Genomic DNA, 15890 nt, shown 5'->3' with positions numbered 1-15890 from the left:
AGCTGGATTATCTCGTGATGGCGGCAAAGGCGGTGATCAGACCTGCGATGGTGGAGACGCCGGCGATGACGGTTTGCAAACTCAGCAGGCGTGTCTGCCGCCGCGACGTCCGGTCGGTGACGAGGAGCGACTGAAGCTCGGGCGTCTCGGCGACGGGTTCGCGGTTGACGAAGACGGTGTCGCCGGAGCGCACGAGGACGTCTTCGCCCGTCTGCACGGCGCCCGTGCCGCCTGCGAAGACGTAGATGCCTCTGGTGTCGGGGCCTACGCCGCCGGCCGCCTCGATGTAGTGGCGCGCCTTCCGGCCCGGCTCGAAGGGGACGTAGCCGGGCAGGATCACGTTGCCCGTGACGAAGACGGTGCCCTCGTCGCGGGGGAAGACGACGACATCGTTGTTCTGAAGCACGAACGTCTCGCCGCCGGTTTCGAGGACCTGCGCGACGTCGACGGCGATGCGGTTGCGCCGGAGCTCGGTCTTGAGGTAGGTGCGCCCGAAGAAGTCGAGGTCGCTGATGCGCCCGTCGCTTTTGAAGTAGTTGGATTCTCGCCGTTCGACGTACGCCGCGCGCACGTTGGCGTCGGGCTTGAGGCCGCCGCCCATCTCGAGCAGTTCGCGCAACGTGGTTTTCCCGCTCTCGATGGGATAGGTGCCGGGATATTGGACGAACCCGTAGATGGCGGCGGAGGCGCGTTCGGGCTTGAGCACGTCGAGGCGGTCGCCGGGTTCGAGGGGGATCGGGGCGGCGTCGTCGGCACGCAGGTCGGGGATGTGGAGCAGCATCGGTCGGGCGAGGCCGTCGGAGCCGCGTCGGATCAGGCGCACGTCGCCGAGGCGCTCGAGCACGCTCGGGCCGGTGGCGAGCAAGAGCACGTCGAGCACCGTGTCGCCCGGGCGGTAGGCGTATGTGCCCGGATACGGCGCCTCGCCGGTGACCACGACGGCGTCCTGCTCCTCGTTGAAGACGGGCACCGTGATGATGTCGCCGTCGAGCAGGAGCGGGTTGCTCTCGGGGTCGCCCGTGGTGTAATAGCGGAAAAGGTCGATGGAGACCTGCGTGCCGTCGCGGCGCGTGAGCAGGACGTTGCGCAGCGACGGGCGGTAGGGCGCGCTCAGCCGGGGACGCTCGGAGGTGGCCGAAGGGAGAAACGGCGCCGGCTTGTCGGCATTGGGCGGCATCTGGGCCGTCGCCTGAAGGAATTGCAGCTCGAACGCCCGGGCGGCATAGGCCATCTCGAGCGCCTCGCTCACCCGCGAGACCGGCATCACGAGGTATCGCCCCGGCTCCGGCACGGCGCCGGAGATGTGCACGTAAAACTGGCGGGGCTGGGCCAGCGAGATCTCGATGGGAGTGTTCTCATACTGCCGCCGGAGCATCGCCACGGCTTCCGCCTGTACGTCGTGGAGCGTGCGTCCGGCCGCGTCCACCTGCCCGGCGTCGGAAAGGATGAGATGTCCCTCCGCCGAGACCTGCGCCGTCTCCCGGATCGGGACGAGGCCGCCGATGGAGATGGTGAACTGGTCGCCCGGCCCGACGATGTACTCGTCCGGGTTGAGCGCGCCTTCGAGCGCCAGCGTGCCCGCCGCAAGCCCGCTGCCGGAGAAGCGCTGGCGCAGCTGCTGAAGGACGCTCATGCCGCCGAGGTCGGCGGTGGCGGAGGGCGCGCCCTGCGTCTGCGCGTGGAGGGGAGGGGCAACGCTCAGAGCAAACACCCCGAGCAAAAAGAAAACGCCGATCGGCTTCGCGAGGCGGGGAAAACGCATGGAAAGCACAAGAATGATTGGGGAAAACGCGGCCCGGCGAACGGGCGGGACGGATTGCTGCGCTGGATCAACGGTGAACAAAGACGCCGGTTTCAAAGTTCGTCGAATGACGGACGGCGTCGGCGTCGGCGGCTCGTAACGATCGTGCGTATAGGCAATCGGTGGAGAAGGGTGCTCCGGGACGTGCATTCTTGTATTTTAAACTACGACATCGCGCCTGCTCGCGCAACGGAACTCCCGAAAACACATACGCTCTTCAAGTGCTCCTCGAACGCGCCGCGCCCGCCAAGATCAACCTCGGCCTGCACGTGCTCCGCAAGCGCCCCGACGGCTATCATGACCTCGAAACGGTGCTGCTCCGCATCGGGTGGGCGGATCGGCTGACGGCCCGCTCTGCCGAGCGGCTCACGCTCACGTGCTCGGACCCGGCCCTCCCCACCGACGAGGACAACCTGTGCATGCGAGCGGCCCTCGGGCTCCGCGAGGCCTACGGCGTCGCGCGGGGCGCAGCGCTCCACCTCGACAAGCGCGTGCCGTACGGGGCCGGTCTCGGCGGCGGGTCGAGCGACGCCGCCGCCACGCTCCGACTGCTCGTGGCGCTGTGGAACCTCGATGCCTCGGCGGCGGATCTCCATCGCCTCGCCGCCGCCCTCGGCTCGGACGTGCCCTTTTTCCTCGGTCCGGAGGCGGCCTTCGCCACGGGGCGGGGCGAGCGCCTCAGCCCCCTCCGCGCCCCCCGCACCGGCGCGCCGTACCGCCTGCCCTTCGCGCTCGTCGTCGTCGCGCCCCCCGTGCACGTCTCGACGGCGGAGGCGTACGCCCTCGTCCGCCCGCACGCCACGGCCCGGCCCGACCTCCGCGCGCTCGTCGCTTCGAACGATCTCGCCCGGTGGCGCGCCGAACTGGTCAACGATTTCGAAGCGCCGGTCTTCGCGGCCCATCCCGCCCTCCGCCGCCTGAAGGAGCGGCTCGTCGCAGCGGGCGCGGGCTATGCGTCGCTCTCGGGCTCGGGCGCGGCCGTCTTCGGCGTCTTCGAGGACGCGGCCCGGGCCGCCGCCGCCGCCGAAGCCGCCCGCCGTGAAGGCCACCGGGTGTGGGCGGTGTCGAACGTTTGAACGCACAAACGGCCCGGCGCCCTGACGTTCAAACGGATGAACGCCCAACCGCAACGTATCGACGCTTTTGCACCAATGCGCCAGAAGTTAGCACGGATGCGTCGTTTGCGTTTTCGCTGAAGAGGTGCGGCATCCCCTCCTCGTTCAGAATGCGCCGGAAGTCGGCACGGGAGTGTCGAGATCGTTTGCCGGTCCGGACGGCAAACGACGGGAACGACGCCCCGCACGAAGCTGAAAAGTCGAGCGCGGAGGCTTTGCCGAAAGAGACGGGGGCGTGATTGATGGTGATCGTCACGATGGGGATGTCCCGCCCGGCGAGGGGCGGGCAAGGCCCTGACGTAAGGCGAATACGGAAAAATCCGGCATTGCGCTCGCATGACGGCGGATTGTGGGGACACGCGCACGGGCGCTTAAAAAGAAAAATTTAAAGACGATACATTGTAACGAAATTGTAACGTCACCTGTGGCCCAATGACAAAGACACGGAGTGACGATTCGTTCTGAAAAGGTTGTTCCGGTTCGTTTCTGATCCTTTGCCGTGCATCACATCGTACCTCCGGTGTTGGCGCAGAAGGGCCGGGACGCCTTTCCGTTTTAGAATCAGGCTGGATATGATCTTTTTTGCGTGGGGTGCGCGGCTTCGACGAGGGTGCTTGCCGGTGTTGTTTCTCTTCGTGTGTTCAGCAGGGAAGCCGGTGCAGGCCCAGTTGATCGACGACCTGACGATTCGTTATTCCGTCATGGTCATCACGGGATCGACGTTGAAGGTGGAAGCCTTTGAGCCGTCTCTCTATCGGCATAACATCGCCTTGACGCTCGGGCGCGGTTCGGCAACCCTTGGTCTTCTCTTTCAGATCACGGACCGGGGACACGTCGACGACGGGGTGGACTTTTTCTATAGCAAGCCCGAGCAAGGGCTGATGCTCACCGGCGGTTACGACTTTCTGCTTTCGGATCACCTGCGGCTGGAGAGCTACGGACGCCTTGGTCTCACGCGCGGACACGATTACGGCCAGCCGCTCTACGCCACCGACACCGACCTGCGCATCAACCTGGTGGTCTTCGATCTTGACGGGGCGGGATTGCTTCGGGGCAACCCGTATTTCCGCTCAGGCTATGCGGGCGTTATCGTGAACCGGTTCGGTCGCATTCAGGGCATTGCCGGCGCAGGAGTTTGGTGGAACGGCATCGGAACCTATCTGACGGGCTTCTATGCCGTCAACGGCGTCCGCGATCCTCTTCACCCGGGCAACCAGGCCGACCGGGCCTATGCCCGGCTGCAAAACGCCGGTGTGAGCCTGAGTTTTTCCTACGATCTCGGGCCGGTGATGCTCGGTCTCAAACGCAATGTGCCCCTGCTCAACGGCAGCAACGACCTTTCGTTTACCCTGCAAATCCGGCACTTCTTCGAGCGCAGACGATGACGCGGCCCATCCTCATCATATGCGGGAGCCTGCTCCTCAATGTCGCGGCGTTCGTCCTTCCGGTCGAGGCCCAGGGCGCCTGGCGGATCGTCAAGCTCTACCTCAAGACCGACGTGACGGTGGAGCGCGAGACGAAGGACATGCTGATGCTGGTTCATCCCGGCTTGCAAGACACGCTGGTTTTAACCATCGGGCGGCATCCCGACACCGACATCTACGGTCTAATAGAACGTCGTCGGGGGAGCAACCCCCACCGGATCTGGGTTGCCACGAACCGTTTCTGGAACAACCCCGAGCGCCCTCAAAAGAGCTGGGGTCGATTTTTTCGCGCCGCGTTTCTCCGCCTGATCCGTCCCCCACTCGCGAGCGATGATCCTCGCTCCGGATCGCCGTGATCAACACGGTTTCCCGGCGCAAACGGTCGCTGATATGGCCGCGTTGCAACCCTGCAGAAGAATGACCTGGATGATGCATTTCCGCAACCTTTCCATCAACCGCAAGCTGACCCTCATCATCACTCTGGTGGGTGGGACGGCTCTGTTGGCGGCCTGTATTGGTTTCATGGCCTATGACCTGATTACGTACCGCGCCACACTGACGCGCGAGCTTTCGATTCAGGCCCGGATCATCGGCGCCAACAGCAGCGCCGCACTGCTCTTCGGCGACACCGAAGCCGCCGGCGACAACCTGGCCGCCCTGCAGGCCGAGCCGCGCATCGTGGCGGCCTATCTCTACGACGCCGACGGTCGACCCGTCGCCCGGTACCTTCGTCCGGGCGTCTCCGACACCGGAGCCCCCCCCGTTCCCGCCCGAGAGGAGCACCGCTACCATTTCGGCAACATCGAGTGTTTCCAACCCATTCTGCTTGACGGCAACCGGGTGGGCGCCATTTTTCTCCGGTATGACCTGAGCGCGCTCTATGGCCGCCTGAGAAACTATCTGGGCATTGCGGCGCTCGTCTTTCTGGTGTCGATACTGGTGGCGCTGGCGCTTTCCTTCTGGCTCCAACGCTTCATCACCGGTCCGGCGCTGCGCCTGCTCGAAACCACCCGCACCGTTTCGCGGAGACAAGACTATGGGATCCGTGCCGTCAAGGAGAGCGAAGACGAACTGGGACAACTCGTCGACGGCTTCAACACGATGCTCGAAGAAATCCAGCGGCGCGACGCTCAGTTGTCGCGCCATCGTGATCAACTCGAAGCAGAGGTTGCTGCGCGTACGGCCGAACTCCAACGTACGAACCGGGATCTGACCCGCGCCCGCGACCGGGCCGAGCAGGCCAGCCGGCTCAAGACGACTCTGCTCACCAACATGAGCCATGAGTTTCGCACGCCGATCGCCGCCATCCTCGGCATTGTCGACATCCTGCGCGAGGAGGTGGCGGAGGAACACGTCGAGTTTATCGACATGCTCGAGCAGAGCGGCCGACGCCTGTTCGATACCCTCACCGCCGTGCTGGATCTGGCTCGCCTGGAGGCCGACGATCTGAGTCTGGAACCGACGTTGCTTGACCTCAACGAAACCGTGACGGCGCTTGTCGCCCGGCACTTGCCCGCAGCGCAGCAAAAGGGCCTCACGCTCTTAACGAAAACGTCGGGAGCTCCGCTTCCGGGTGTGATGGACCTCTACGGTCTCGAGACCATCGTGTATCATCTCGTAAACAACGCCGTCAAGTTTACGGAAAGCGGTGTGGTGCAGGTCGAGCTGACGGCGCGGGGATCACAGATCTTTTTGAGCGTTCGGGACACCGGTATCGGGATCGATCCGGAGAACCTGCCTCTGTTGTTCGAACCCTTCAAACAGGCCAGCATGGGGTTGTCCCGGTCTTATCAGGGCAACGGGTTAGGTCTGGCCATCACGCAGCGAATGGTTGCGCTGATGGGGGGCGAGATCACGGTGGAAAGCCGCGTCGGGGAGGGCAGCCGTTTTACGGTCACGCTGCCTCGTAACATGCGTTCCTTTCGTCCGAATACGTCGCACACTGCGCTCGGCAAAGCCGTCTCCTGAGCCCTTCTTGCAGGCTGTGGTAGACGGATGCGCCGGGCGGGCGTTTGAACGTGCAACCTTCAGACGCGCCGGTGGATCAACGCTAATCCTCGGTGCGGCGGCGGGCCTCGTATTCGGCTTCGAGCTCGAGGGCGGCGTCGAGGAGGCGGTCTTTCATCGAGGCGAGTTGCTCGTGCTGGGCGATGTACTGGATCATGGCGTCTTTGAGCGATGAATCGCGCGTGACGACGGTGCGCCGCTGCCGGTCCGTCGGCTCCACGGTCCGCTCGATGGCGGCGATGATGTGGGCGGAGGCGAGCGCCTCGCGGATACGCTGCGCGTCCATGAGCGCGGCCTGGTTCTCCTCGATGTGATACCGCACGCGCACGATGGCCTCCGTCACGTCCTCGGCGGCGATGGCGGCGAGGACGGCCTCCGTCGGGTCGGGCGCCTCGCGGGCGTCCACATATACGTTCACGAAGCGCCGCGCGGGCGTCTCGACGAACGTGTACGTGGTCGTCTTCCCGGCTCCCTCGCCCTCGATGTCGACGAGCACGAAGCCTTTCCGGTCCTCCCATTCCTTGAACGAGATGCGCTCGATGCTGCCGGGATAGATGACGGGCGGCGCGTGACCCTCGTTGCGGTCCTGCGGCCGGTGGATGTGTCCGAGCGCCACGTAGTCGATGCCCGGGCGGGCGAGTTGTCCGACGGTGAACTTCGGCTCGTGCTCGATCAGGCTGGTGCGTTCCGAGCCGGCCATCTCGGCGCCCTGAACGGTCAGGTGCGCCGCCAGCACGGTCGGCAGCGCCGGGTCGATCTCCCGGGCCATCAGGTCGAGGAATTCAACGTATTTCTCCTCGATGAAAGCCCGGATCTCGGCGGGTGACTTTTTGCGGTGTTCCTCGCGCGAGAGGAGCACGCTCCGGATGGGCCACGGCAGGGCGAGGATCTGCACGGGACCGCTCTTCGTGGAGATCGTTTGCCGGCCCGGACGGCGAAAGACGTGGACGTCGCCGCGCATGAAGCTGAAGATGTCGAGCGCGGAGGCTTTGCCGAAAGAGACGGGGTGGTCGTGGTTGCCGGTGATCATCACGATGGGGATGCCCCGGTCGGTGAGCGGGCGGAGGCATTCGGCGAAGGCGCGCTGCTGGGTCGGCGTCGGGTCGGCGGTGCGGTAGGCGTCGCCGCAGAAGAGGAAGAGGTCCACGTCCTCTTCGAGCGCGCGCGTGACCATGGCGTCGAAGGACCGCTTGAAGTCCAGCAGGCGCGTGTTCAGCCCCGTCTCCGGATCGATGCGCCCGTACACGTTGCTGCCGAGGTGGATGTCGGCGGTGTGAAGGATTTTCACGGGGAAGGCGGGATGGGGGGAGGTACGGGAAGGAAGCGGACGGCGGTCGGATGGCCGGTGCGCAATCTACGATCCACGCCCGAAAATCCCCAGCCGGATCACCAGCTGACCCGTCCCCGGTCTTTGCGGGGGTCTTCGGGGCCGGAAGGCAGGCCGTAGTCTTCGGGATCGGGGAAGCGCTCGTCGCTGATGAGGTCGCCGGCTTCGGTGGCGCGCTTGAAGAAGTCGCCCACGAGGAAGAGGGCGTTGTGCGCGCCCTGCCCCCACCAGTCCGTGCGGAAGGTGACGCGGCGGTCGTTGAAGCCGACCCACGCGCCGGTGACGAGGTCGGGGTGCATGAGGATGAACCAGCCGTCGGCGCTGTTTTGCGTGGTGCCGGTCTTGCCGGCGAGGTCGTAGTCGCCCAGGCCGAACTGATGGCGGATGCGGACGCCGGTGCCTTCCTGAATGACGCCGCGCATCATGTCGACCATCGTGTAGGCGGTCTCTTCGGAGAGGGCCTCGCGCGGGGCCGTGTCGTTCTCATAGAGCACGTTGCCGTTGCGGTCCTCGATGCGCGTGACCACGGACGGCTCGTTGTAGAGGCCGCCGTTGGCCAGCGTGCAGTAGGCGGAGGTCATCTCCAGAAGCGTCACGTCGCTGGTGCCTAGGGCAAGCGCCGGCACCTCGTCGAGCGCGCTCTTGATGCCCATGCGCCGGGCGAAGAAGGCTACCTCCGAAGGGCCGACTTCCAGCATGAGCCGCCCGGTGATGGTGTTCATCGAACGGGCGAGCCCCTCGCGAAGCGTCGTCATCCGTCCGGTCGACTCGGCGGTGTTCTGCGGGCTCCACACGTTGCCCGCCGCGTCCACGTATTCGAACGTAGAGTCGGGCAGCGTGTAGTAGGGCGACCAGCCGTTGTGGATGGCGGCGGTGTAGACGAACGGCTTGAACGTGGAGCCGGGCTGTCGTTTCGTTCCGGCCACGTGGTCGTTCCAGTCCTCTTCGAGCTTGCGCCCGCCGACCCACGCCTTCACCTGCCCCGTGCGCGGATCGATGCTGACCAGACCCGCCTCCAGGCGCGACTTGTTCGTCTTCAGCGAGTCCATGAAGGCCTCGTTCCGCCGGAGCGAGTCGAGGGAGGCCCGGACGCTCATCCCCTGTCGCCGCAAGCCGGCAAAACGCGCCGTCTCGCGGATGAACTGGTCGAGGAGGCTCTTTTGCGAATCCCAGAAATACTTGAACGGCTCGTATCCGGTCTTCTGGAGATACACGTCGATGGTGTTGCCGAGGTGATAGCCGGTGGGGCGGCTCCACTCGTAATCGACGACGGCCTGCAGGCCCTTCATCTGCTCGGCGACGGCCTGCCGGGCCAGTTCCTGAAGCCGGCTGTCGAGTGTGGTGTAGATGATAAGGCCGTCCGTATAGAGATCGTAGCCGTTTTCTTTGGCCCACGTGCTCACCCAGTTTCCGACGTACGTGGCGAAGTGCGGTGCGGCGCTGTTCGTGATGGCCGTCGAATGATAGCTTGCCTCGACGGGGTCGTCCTTGTGCGCCTCGTAAAACTCCGGGCTCAGGTGGCCGTGCTTGATCATTTGCTGAAGCACCACGTTGCGTCGTCGCCGGGCGTTTTCGGGATGCGTGACGGGGTTGTAGATCGTCGTGCCCTTGAGCATGCCCACCAGCGTGGCGCTCTGGAGTTCGTCCAGCTCCATCGGGTCTTTGCCGAAGAAGGTGCGCGCCGCCGCCTCGATGCCGTAGGCGTTGTAGCCGAACTCGACCGTGTTCAGGTACATCTCGATGATCTCGCGCTTCGTGTACCGCCGTTCGAGTTCGACGGCGGTGATCATCTCTTTGAGCTTGCGTTCGACCGTCACGCGGCGCCCGATCTGCTCGTTGTACAGGTTGCGCGCGAGTTGCTGCGAGATCGTCGATCCGCCCTGGGGTTTGCCGCGCAGCACATGGTACGGGATCGCCATCGTGCGGAAGAGGTCGATGCCCCAGTGGTCGTAGAAGCGATGGTCCTCCGTGGCGACGAGCGCGTTGATGACGTGCGGGGAAATCTCTTCGAAGGTGACCCAGGCGCGGTTCTGCCGGGCATAGCGCGCCAACTCCTGACCGTCGGCGGTATAGGCGATGGAGGCGAGCTGAAAGTTGGGGTTTTCAATCTGTTCGAGCGAGGGCAGATCGCTTCGGAGCGAGAGCATGAAGAAGACGACGCCAAGGAAGCCCGCGAGCAAAAAGCCGGTGACCACCGTGAGCGCGAAGGCCGCCTGCGCCTTGCGCGGATCCTTGAAACGGCGGGCGAAATAGCCCCGCAGCCCTCGCTTCGAGGTCGGCGGCCGTCCGTTCGCGCCCGTCCCGTTTCCCGGAGACGCCGCGTCTTGCCGGGCCTCCGGCTTTCGGAAATATTCCTCCAGTTCTTCTTCGGTATAAGACCAGTCGGACATAAGGTTTGTCTATGGCGCATCGGCATCTCGAGATGCCGGTTGATCACGAATTATGTATTGATGACGGGTTGAATGCGCCGGCGCAAGTACCGTTCCAGCGAAGCAGTTGCGGTCCTTTTTCAGTCAGGCGGCCGAACGTGCGGGCGCCGTGCCAGTAGCCCAGGTTCATATAGGTTCCTTCGGGCCAGACGTGGAACGCCGGTTGATGGCTGTGGCCCATCACGACGAGCTCGGCGTCGGTTTCGGTGAGGATGCGGCGGGCATGCGCGCGCAGCCCCGCAACCGTTCCTTCGAGGACTTCCTTGTTGCCGTAGCGGGCTTTCACCCATTTCGCCAGCCCCAGCCCCAGGTCCCCGGGGAGGAGCGTGCGGTACATCCACACGGGCGCCGGGTGACGCAAAAGCGGTCGGATCCGGTTGTAAAAACGGGTGTTGGTCGTCAGGCCGTCGCCGTGGGCCATGTAAACGTTGCGGCCGAAGAGAGGTTCGTCGAAGGCGTCGAAAACGACGCGGACGCCGAGTTCGCGCTCGAAGTAGTCGCGATGCCACGGGTCGTGGTTGCCGACGAGGTAGGTGACGGGCACGCCGCGCTCGGTCCACTCGGCCAGCAGCGCCTGAAAACGGACGAACCCCCTGGGCATGAGGTGACGGTATTCGATGTACGCGTCGAACACGTCGCCGAGGAGGTAGAGGCGCTCGACCTCCGTCTCGTGCGCGCGCAGGCAAGCGATGAGGTCGCGCTCGTTGGCGCGTTCGTCTTCGGCATCGGACCGGCCGAAATGGATGTCGGAAAAGAAAAGGACCAAGGGGGAGGCAGGGTAAGGGAACGCGAAAGGTAGCGGTGGGGAAAGCGCAAGGTAACGGAAAAGAAACACCAAAGGAACCGGCGCGGCTTCGGGGGGCCTCCGATGCGGATTGCTCGAAAAAAAGGGCGCTCCGGAAACCCCGACGGACGGTGGGGCGTGTTGAGGCGGACGCCGACTTCGGGCTGCAACCTTTCGACGGACGCGACCGCTATAACGGAACCCGAAGGGGGCGCCCGTCGCGCCCGGCCCGGCGGTGAGCTCCGCTTCTCCATTCGCAGGATCGCATGTACAACACGTATCAGCCGCCCACCCGGCTTTCGGTATTTCCGCCGGTCATCAAGAACCTGTTGATCCTCAACGGGCTCTTTTTCATGGCCTCGCTGGTGCCGACGACGCGGGAGTTTCTGATCGACTGGCTGGCGTTGTGGCCGCTCGGCGCTCCGGACGTCGTCCGCACGGCTTTCGGCGTCGCGCGCGTGCCGGATTTCTGGCCGTGGCAGCTGATCACGTACAGCTTTCTTCATGCCGGCTTCGGACACCTGTTCTTCAATATGTTCGCCCTCTGGATGTTCGGGGTGCAGATCGAGAATACGTGGGGCTCGCGCCGTTTCGCCATCTTCTATTTCGCCTGCGTCATCGGAGCGGCGATCAGCCAGTTGATCGTCTCGTGGGGCGTACCGGTCCCGACGCTCGGCGCTTCGGGGGGGGTGTTCGGCATTTTGCTGGCTTTCGGCATGATGTTTCCCAACCAGCCGATCTACCTGTACTTCCTTTTCCCGATCAAGGCCAAGTGGTTCGTGATCGGATACGGGCTGATCGAGTTGTGGGCGGGTGTTTCGGGATCGCAACCGGGCGTGGCGCACTTCGCGCACCTGGGCGGTATGGTTTTTGGCTTTCTGCTGATTCAGTACTGGCGCGGGAAGCTGCCGCTCCGGCCGGAACGGACGATGCGCTGGTGAGCAATGATCCGGGGGCGCCGCCGGGCGTCGGAGACGCGGCGCGGCGTAACGCGCCGGACCTCCTTCGGCACTCAGGCACAGCGCCCGCGCCGCCGCTCCTTCGGCCAAAACCTTCCGGCGCTTACCGGGTATTATCGGGGCGGGAAAAGGCAAACCTTCTCCCGGGTCGTGATCCCCGCGCTCCCGTTTTGCGTTGCATGATTTTTGGTCTCCGGGGACGCCGTTTTGCCTTCATGAGAACCCTTTCAATGTCGATGCCCCCGGAAGATCAGGGGTTGTGACAGCCGAAGAACGACGTGAATCGATTCTTAGCCTGGTATCGCATACAGCCGAGGGCGCTGCGCGCGCTGTTGACGATCAATGTCGTAGCCTACGTGCTGTGGCAGGTGTTGCTGATCCATTTCTCGGCCACGCGGAGCCTGGTGGTAGATCATCTGGCGCTGAACCCGCAGTTTCCGGAGATCCTGCTCGAACCCTGGCAACTGGTCACGTACAGTTTTCTGCACCTGCAACCGGGCTTCTGGGGCTTTCTCCATATTCTTTTCAATATGCTCTGGCTGGTGTGGATCGGGCGTGAGTATGAGGAACTTCACGGCGCGCACCGGCTGCTGGCGGTCTATCTCATCGGAAGCATCGGCGGGGGGCTGATGACGGTGCTGTTGCACGCGCTCCTGCCCTCGGTCGGCGCGTTCGGCGGCATCGTGCACGGGGCGTCGGCTTCGGTGCTGGCGGTGCTGACGGTGGTGGCGATCACGTATCCGTACAAAAGCATCGCGCTGCTGTTCATCGGGACGGTGCGCCTCATCTACGTGGTGATCGGTTTCCTCGCGCTGGACGTGCTGTTTCTCGCGGGCGGAGGCACGTCGGTGTCGGCGCATCTGGGCGGGGCGCTCTCGGGTTACCTTTTTGCCCGGGCCGAGGCAAACGGCGTCAACCTCTCGTCGTGGGCGCGCATCTTCTTCCGGCAACGCCGCCGCACCCGCCGGACGGCGCGCACGGCGGAAGGGGAGAGCATCCTCCGGCAGATGGAACTCTGGCTGGCCTCGCGACGCTCGGAAAAAGGCGCTCCGCCGGAGGCTCCGGCAAAGGGACGCCCGCGCCGCAGCCGCGAGGCCCGCCGGGAGGCGGCGTCGCTCGAAGGCGAAGTGGACCGCATCCTCGACAAAATCAGCGAGCAAGGCTATGACGCGCTCACCGACGAGGAGAAACGCATCCTTTATGAAGCCAGTCGCCGGTAAGACGGCATGAGGAATCGTCGCGTGGCCCGTCGTGTGTTCCGGGGAAGTGTGCTGCTGCTCGATGCCGCGCTGATTCTGGTGTTTTTGGCCGGATACGCCGCCCGGTACGTGCATCCGCGCCATGTGTGGTGGATCCAGCTCATCGCCATCGGACTGCCCTTTCTGAGCCTGCTCGTGCTGGGCGCGACGGCCGTGGCGGCGATGACGCGGCGTTGGCGTCTGCTGGCGGTGCATCTGGCGCTCACGGCGCTGATCGTGGCGCGCTTCATCCCGTTCGAGCGCCTCGCCCGCGAAGCCGGACCGGACGCGCCCGCGCTCACGCTGATGACGTTCAATGCGGGGTGGGGATGGACCGCGGGCGGCGACGCCCCGCGCGGCATGGAGGCGCTGATCCGCCGGGAAACACCGGACCTCGTGGCCCTTCAAGAGGCCGAGGTGACCTTCTCCCGGCGCGCGATCCCCGTGCGGCCCTCCGTCTACGTGGCTCCCCTCATCGACTCGCTCGGCTACCGGATCCAGCCGCCGGGAAGCGCGACCCACCACCTCTCGAAGCCGGTGCTGAGCCGTTTTCCCCTCGACGACCTCGCGGAGCATACGCTGCGTCCGGGCGAGCACGAGATGAACGAGCTGGTGCGCGCGACGTTCACGTGGCAGGGGCGAGCCGCCGTGCTCTATAACGTGCACCTGCGCACCTTCGGCGGCAAGAAGCCATGGGAGGACGATGCCTTCCGGCTGCTCGACTTCGCCTCGTGGCTCCGGTATGCCCGGCAATACCGGGACGCGTTTCTGATCCGCGCCCGGCAGATCGAACAGATCCGCCGGATGACCGACGCCGAGACCCTGCCCGTGCTCATCTGCGGAGATTTCAACAGCACCCCGCACAACTGGGGCTATCGGCAGATGAGCGCGGGCTTTACGGACGCTTTCCGCATTGCCGGCAATGGATGGGGCGCGACGTACCATCAGCGCTTGCCCTTCGTCCGCATCGACTATGTGCTCGCGAGTCCGGACTGGGAAGTGACCTCCGCGCGCGTGGTCGGGGCCGCGATCTCCGACCACCGCGCCCTGGTGGTGGGCCTGCGGTGGCGGGCGGGAGAACGCGGCGCCGAAAGCCGGTAAACGGGGGAGGACGGGCAGCGGGCGGCGCCGTCGAACCTGCCGCACGCTGGCGGGTATAGAGGGCGATTCTCATGATGGCATATTCCGGAGCATAGACCGTTATGGAAAGACCTCGTCGCATTTCCCGCGCCGTTCAGGTCGGCAACGTACCCATCGGCGGCGGCGCGCCGATCTCGGTGCAGTCGATGACCGTGTCGAAGACGCATGATGTGGCGGCCAGCCTCGCCGAGATTCGCCGGCTCGCCGACGCCGGGGCCGACCTCGTGCGCGTGGCCGTGCCGCGCCCCGAGGACGCCGACGCCCTTCCGGACCTCGTGCAGGGGGCGCCCGTGCCCCTCGTGGCCGACATCCATTTCAACTATCAGTATGCGCTGAAGGCCATCGAAGCCGGCGTGGCGAAGGTGCGCATCAACCCCGGAAACATCGGGAAGGAGGAGTGGGAGCGGGAAGTGCTTCTGGCGGCCAAGGCGGCCGGCATCCCCATCCGTATCGGCGTCAACTCCGGCTCGCTCGAACGCGACCTCCTCGACAAGTATGGCTATCCGCAGCCCGAGGCCCTCTTCGAAAGCGCCATGCGCCACATCGACATCTGCCGGAAGCACGGCTTCGAGGACCTCGTCATCTCCGTCAAACACTCGGACGTGTTCTTCATGATCCAGTCGTATCGGCTGTTGGCCGAGCGCACCGACTATCCGCTTCACCTCGGTGTGACCGAGTCCGGGTCGTACAGCACCGGCTCGATCAAGAGCGCCATCGGCATCGGGGCGCTTCTGGCGGAAGGCATCGGCGATACGATCCGGGTGTCCCTGGCGACGGAGTCGGTCCGGGAGGTGGAGGTGGGGCATCAGATCCTGAAGTCTCTCCGGCTCGGGCGTCCGGGAGTCAACATTATCGCATGCCCCACGTGCGGTCGCCTCACCGGAGATCTGTTCAGCATCGTCAACGAGGTGGAGGAGGCCGTCAAAGCGCGTAAGTTCGACAAAGACCTGAACGTCGCGCTGATGGGATGCGCCGTCAATGGGCCGGGAGAGGCGGCAGGCGCGGACCTGGGCGTCTCGCTCGGACGCGGACGGGCGCACCTGTTCAAACGGGGAAAGATCGTCCGTACGGTCCCCGAAGACCAGATCGTTGAGGCGGTGCTCGAAGCGATCGAGATGTGGGACGAGGAGCCCGTGTCCGAATCATCCTGAGGCGCCGTCCACGGCGTCATCCCTCCAGCCGATCCGTCCGGGTCGGCTTTTTTTTTGAATGTGGCTCGATCCGGGACAAAAAAAACCGGCCGACCCAGAGAGCCGACCGGTTCCAGCGATGTGGTTTAATGGGGTACGCAAATACCCCGCGGGCAAAGCCCGGTTTTAGTTGTTGTTGTGGCCGTCGCCGCCAACGCCGGGCGCGTTGTTGTTGTGGCCGTCGCCGCCAACGCCGGGCGCGTTGTTGTTGTGGCCGTCGCCGCCGACGCCTCCGTAACGTTCGACGAGTTTGCCGAAGAACGCTCCGGTGTTTGCATCGCCGTTGCTGGTTGCAACACGGTTATTATTGTGACTGTCTCCACCCTCTGCTTGAGGCCCGGTGAGGGTGTCGGCGCTACAACCCGTGAGGACCAACGCAACGGCGAACAGCGCCGTGCAGAGCAGGGACACTACAGATCGTGATACAAATCCCTTTCTCATGGTAACTCCTCCAGTTTGATTAACTGCTAGCAGGG

General features: G+C 64.8%; 13 protein-coding genes. 8 read left to right on the top strand and 5 right to left on the bottom strand.

The window, feature by feature from the left end; translation table 11 throughout:
• Positions 1-7: 7 nt before the first annotated feature.
• A complete protein-coding gene (locus AC1HIY_RS01815; RefSeq protein ID WP_479574991.1) occupies positions 8-1762 on the bottom strand; it encodes a polysaccharide biosynthesis/export family protein in 1755 nt (584 codons plus the stop codon).
• Between the two features lie 260 nt (positions 1763-2022).
• Here AC1HIY_RS01815 and AC1HIY_RS01810 point away from each other — a divergent pair, with 260 nt between their 5' ends.
• The 4 genes from AC1HIY_RS01810 to AC1HIY_RS01795 all read left to right on the top strand — a co-directional run bounded on the left by AC1HIY_RS01810 (position 2023) and on the right by AC1HIY_RS01795 (position 6308).
• Positions 2023-2877 (top strand): 4-(cytidine 5'-diphospho)-2-C-methyl-D-erythritol kinase, encoded by an 855-nt coding sequence (locus AC1HIY_RS01810; RefSeq protein WP_479574990.1) that lies wholly within the window; start codon positions 2023-2025, stop codon positions 2875-2877.
• A gap of 695 nt (positions 2878-3572) precedes the next feature.
• A complete protein-coding gene (locus AC1HIY_RS01805) occupies positions 3573-4301 on the top strand; it encodes a hypothetical protein (RefSeq protein ID WP_479574989.1) in 729 nt (242 codons plus the stop codon).
• Positions 4298-4696, top strand: coding sequence for a hypothetical protein (locus AC1HIY_RS01800; protein ID WP_479574988.1), 399 nt, complete (start codon positions 4298-4300; stop codon positions 4694-4696). The genes AC1HIY_RS01805 and AC1HIY_RS01800 overlap by 4 nt, the downstream gene beginning before the upstream one ends.
• 61 nt (positions 4697-4757) lie before the next feature.
• Entirely contained in the window at positions 4758-6308 is a 1551-nt protein-coding gene (locus tag AC1HIY_RS01795; protein WP_479574987.1) for a sensor histidine kinase, YfiR-like protein-associated, read from the top strand.
• An 82-nt stretch (positions 6309-6390) separates the two neighbouring features.
• On the opposite strand, the gene AC1HIY_RS01790 is transcribed toward AC1HIY_RS01795, so the two are convergent.
• From AC1HIY_RS01790 to AC1HIY_RS01780, 3 genes are all read right to left on the bottom strand, one after another.
• On the bottom strand, positions 6391-7635 hold the full coding sequence (locus tag AC1HIY_RS01790; RefSeq protein WP_479574986.1) for a metallophosphoesterase family protein: 1245 nt from the start codon (positions 7633-7635) through the stop codon (positions 6391-6393).
• Positions 7636-7733: 98 nt separating this feature from the next.
• On the bottom strand, positions 7734-10064 hold the full coding sequence (locus tag AC1HIY_RS01785) for a penicillin-binding protein 1A (RefSeq protein WP_479574985.1): 2331 nt from the start codon (positions 10062-10064) through the stop codon (positions 7734-7736).
• Between the two features lie 43 nt (positions 10065-10107).
• On the bottom strand, positions 10108-10869 hold the full coding sequence (locus tag AC1HIY_RS01780) for a UDP-2,3-diacylglucosamine diphosphatase (protein ID WP_479574984.1): 762 nt from the start codon (positions 10867-10869) through the stop codon (positions 10108-10110).
• 284 nt (positions 10870-11153) lie between these two features.
• On the opposite strand from AC1HIY_RS01780, the gene AC1HIY_RS01775 reads away from it, so the two are divergent.
• The 4 genes from AC1HIY_RS01775 to ispG all read left to right on the top strand — a co-directional run bounded on the left by AC1HIY_RS01775 (position 11154) and on the right by ispG (position 15375).
• Entirely contained in the window at positions 11154-11828 is a 675-nt protein-coding gene (locus tag AC1HIY_RS01775) for a rhomboid family intramembrane serine protease (RefSeq protein WP_479574983.1), read from the top strand.
• A 296-nt stretch (positions 11829-12124) separates the two neighbouring features.
• Positions 12125-13066 carry a rhomboid family intramembrane serine protease gene (locus tag AC1HIY_RS01770; protein WP_479574982.1) on the top strand — a complete coding sequence of 314 codons (942 nt, stop codon included), beginning with the start codon at positions 12125-12127 and terminating at the stop codon, positions 13064-13066.
• Between the two features lie 6 nt (positions 13067-13072).
• Positions 13073-14185, top strand: coding sequence for an endonuclease/exonuclease/phosphatase family protein (locus AC1HIY_RS01765; RefSeq protein WP_479574981.1), 1113 nt, complete (start codon positions 13073-13075; stop codon positions 14183-14185).
• 101 nt (positions 14186-14286) lie between these two features.
• A complete protein-coding gene (ispG, locus tag AC1HIY_RS01760; protein WP_479574980.1) occupies positions 14287-15375 on the top strand; it encodes a flavodoxin-dependent (E)-4-hydroxy-3-methylbut-2-enyl-diphosphate synthase in 1089 nt (362 codons plus the stop codon).
• Positions 15376-15540: 165 nt separating this feature from the next.
• On the opposite strand, the gene AC1HIY_RS01755 is transcribed toward ispG, so the two are convergent.
• Positions 15541-15890, bottom strand: a 350-nt coding sequence (locus AC1HIY_RS01755; protein ID WP_479574979.1) for a hypothetical protein, incomplete at its 5' end; no start/stop codon positions are given.

It is taken from the genome of Rhodocaloribacter sp. (genome assembly GCF_056451265.1).
This window is presented reverse-complemented; position numbering and strand designations above follow the sequence as displayed.

Excerpts from the sequence above, each read along its gene's own strand:
- AC1HIY_RS01775 (WP_479574983.1), top strand. The coding sequence starts at position 11,154 with ATGTACAACACGTATCAGCCGCCCACCCGGCTTTCGGTATTTCCGCCG.
- AC1HIY_RS01795 (WP_479574987.1), top strand. The coding sequence starts at position 4,758 with ATGACCTGGATGATGCATTTCCGCAACCTTTCCATCAACCGCAAGCTG.
- AC1HIY_RS01800 (WP_479574988.1), top strand. The coding sequence starts at position 4,298 with ATGACGCGGCCCATCCTCATCATATGCGGGAGCCTGCTCCTCAATGTC.
- AC1HIY_RS01765 (WP_479574981.1), top strand. The coding sequence starts at position 13,073 with ATGAGGAATCGTCGCGTGGCCCGTCGTGTGTTCCGGGGAAGTGTGCTG.
- AC1HIY_RS01785 (WP_479574985.1), bottom strand. The coding sequence starts at position 10,064 with ATGTCCGACTGGTCTTATACCGAAGAAGAACTGGAGGAATATTTCCGA.
- ispG (WP_479574980.1), top strand. The coding sequence starts at position 14,287 with ATGGAAAGACCTCGTCGCATTTCCCGCGCCGTTCAGGTCGGCAACGTA.
- AC1HIY_RS01815 (WP_479574991.1), bottom strand. The coding sequence starts at position 1,762 with ATGCGTTTTCCCCGCCTCGCGAAGCCGATCGGCGTTTTCTTTTTGCTC.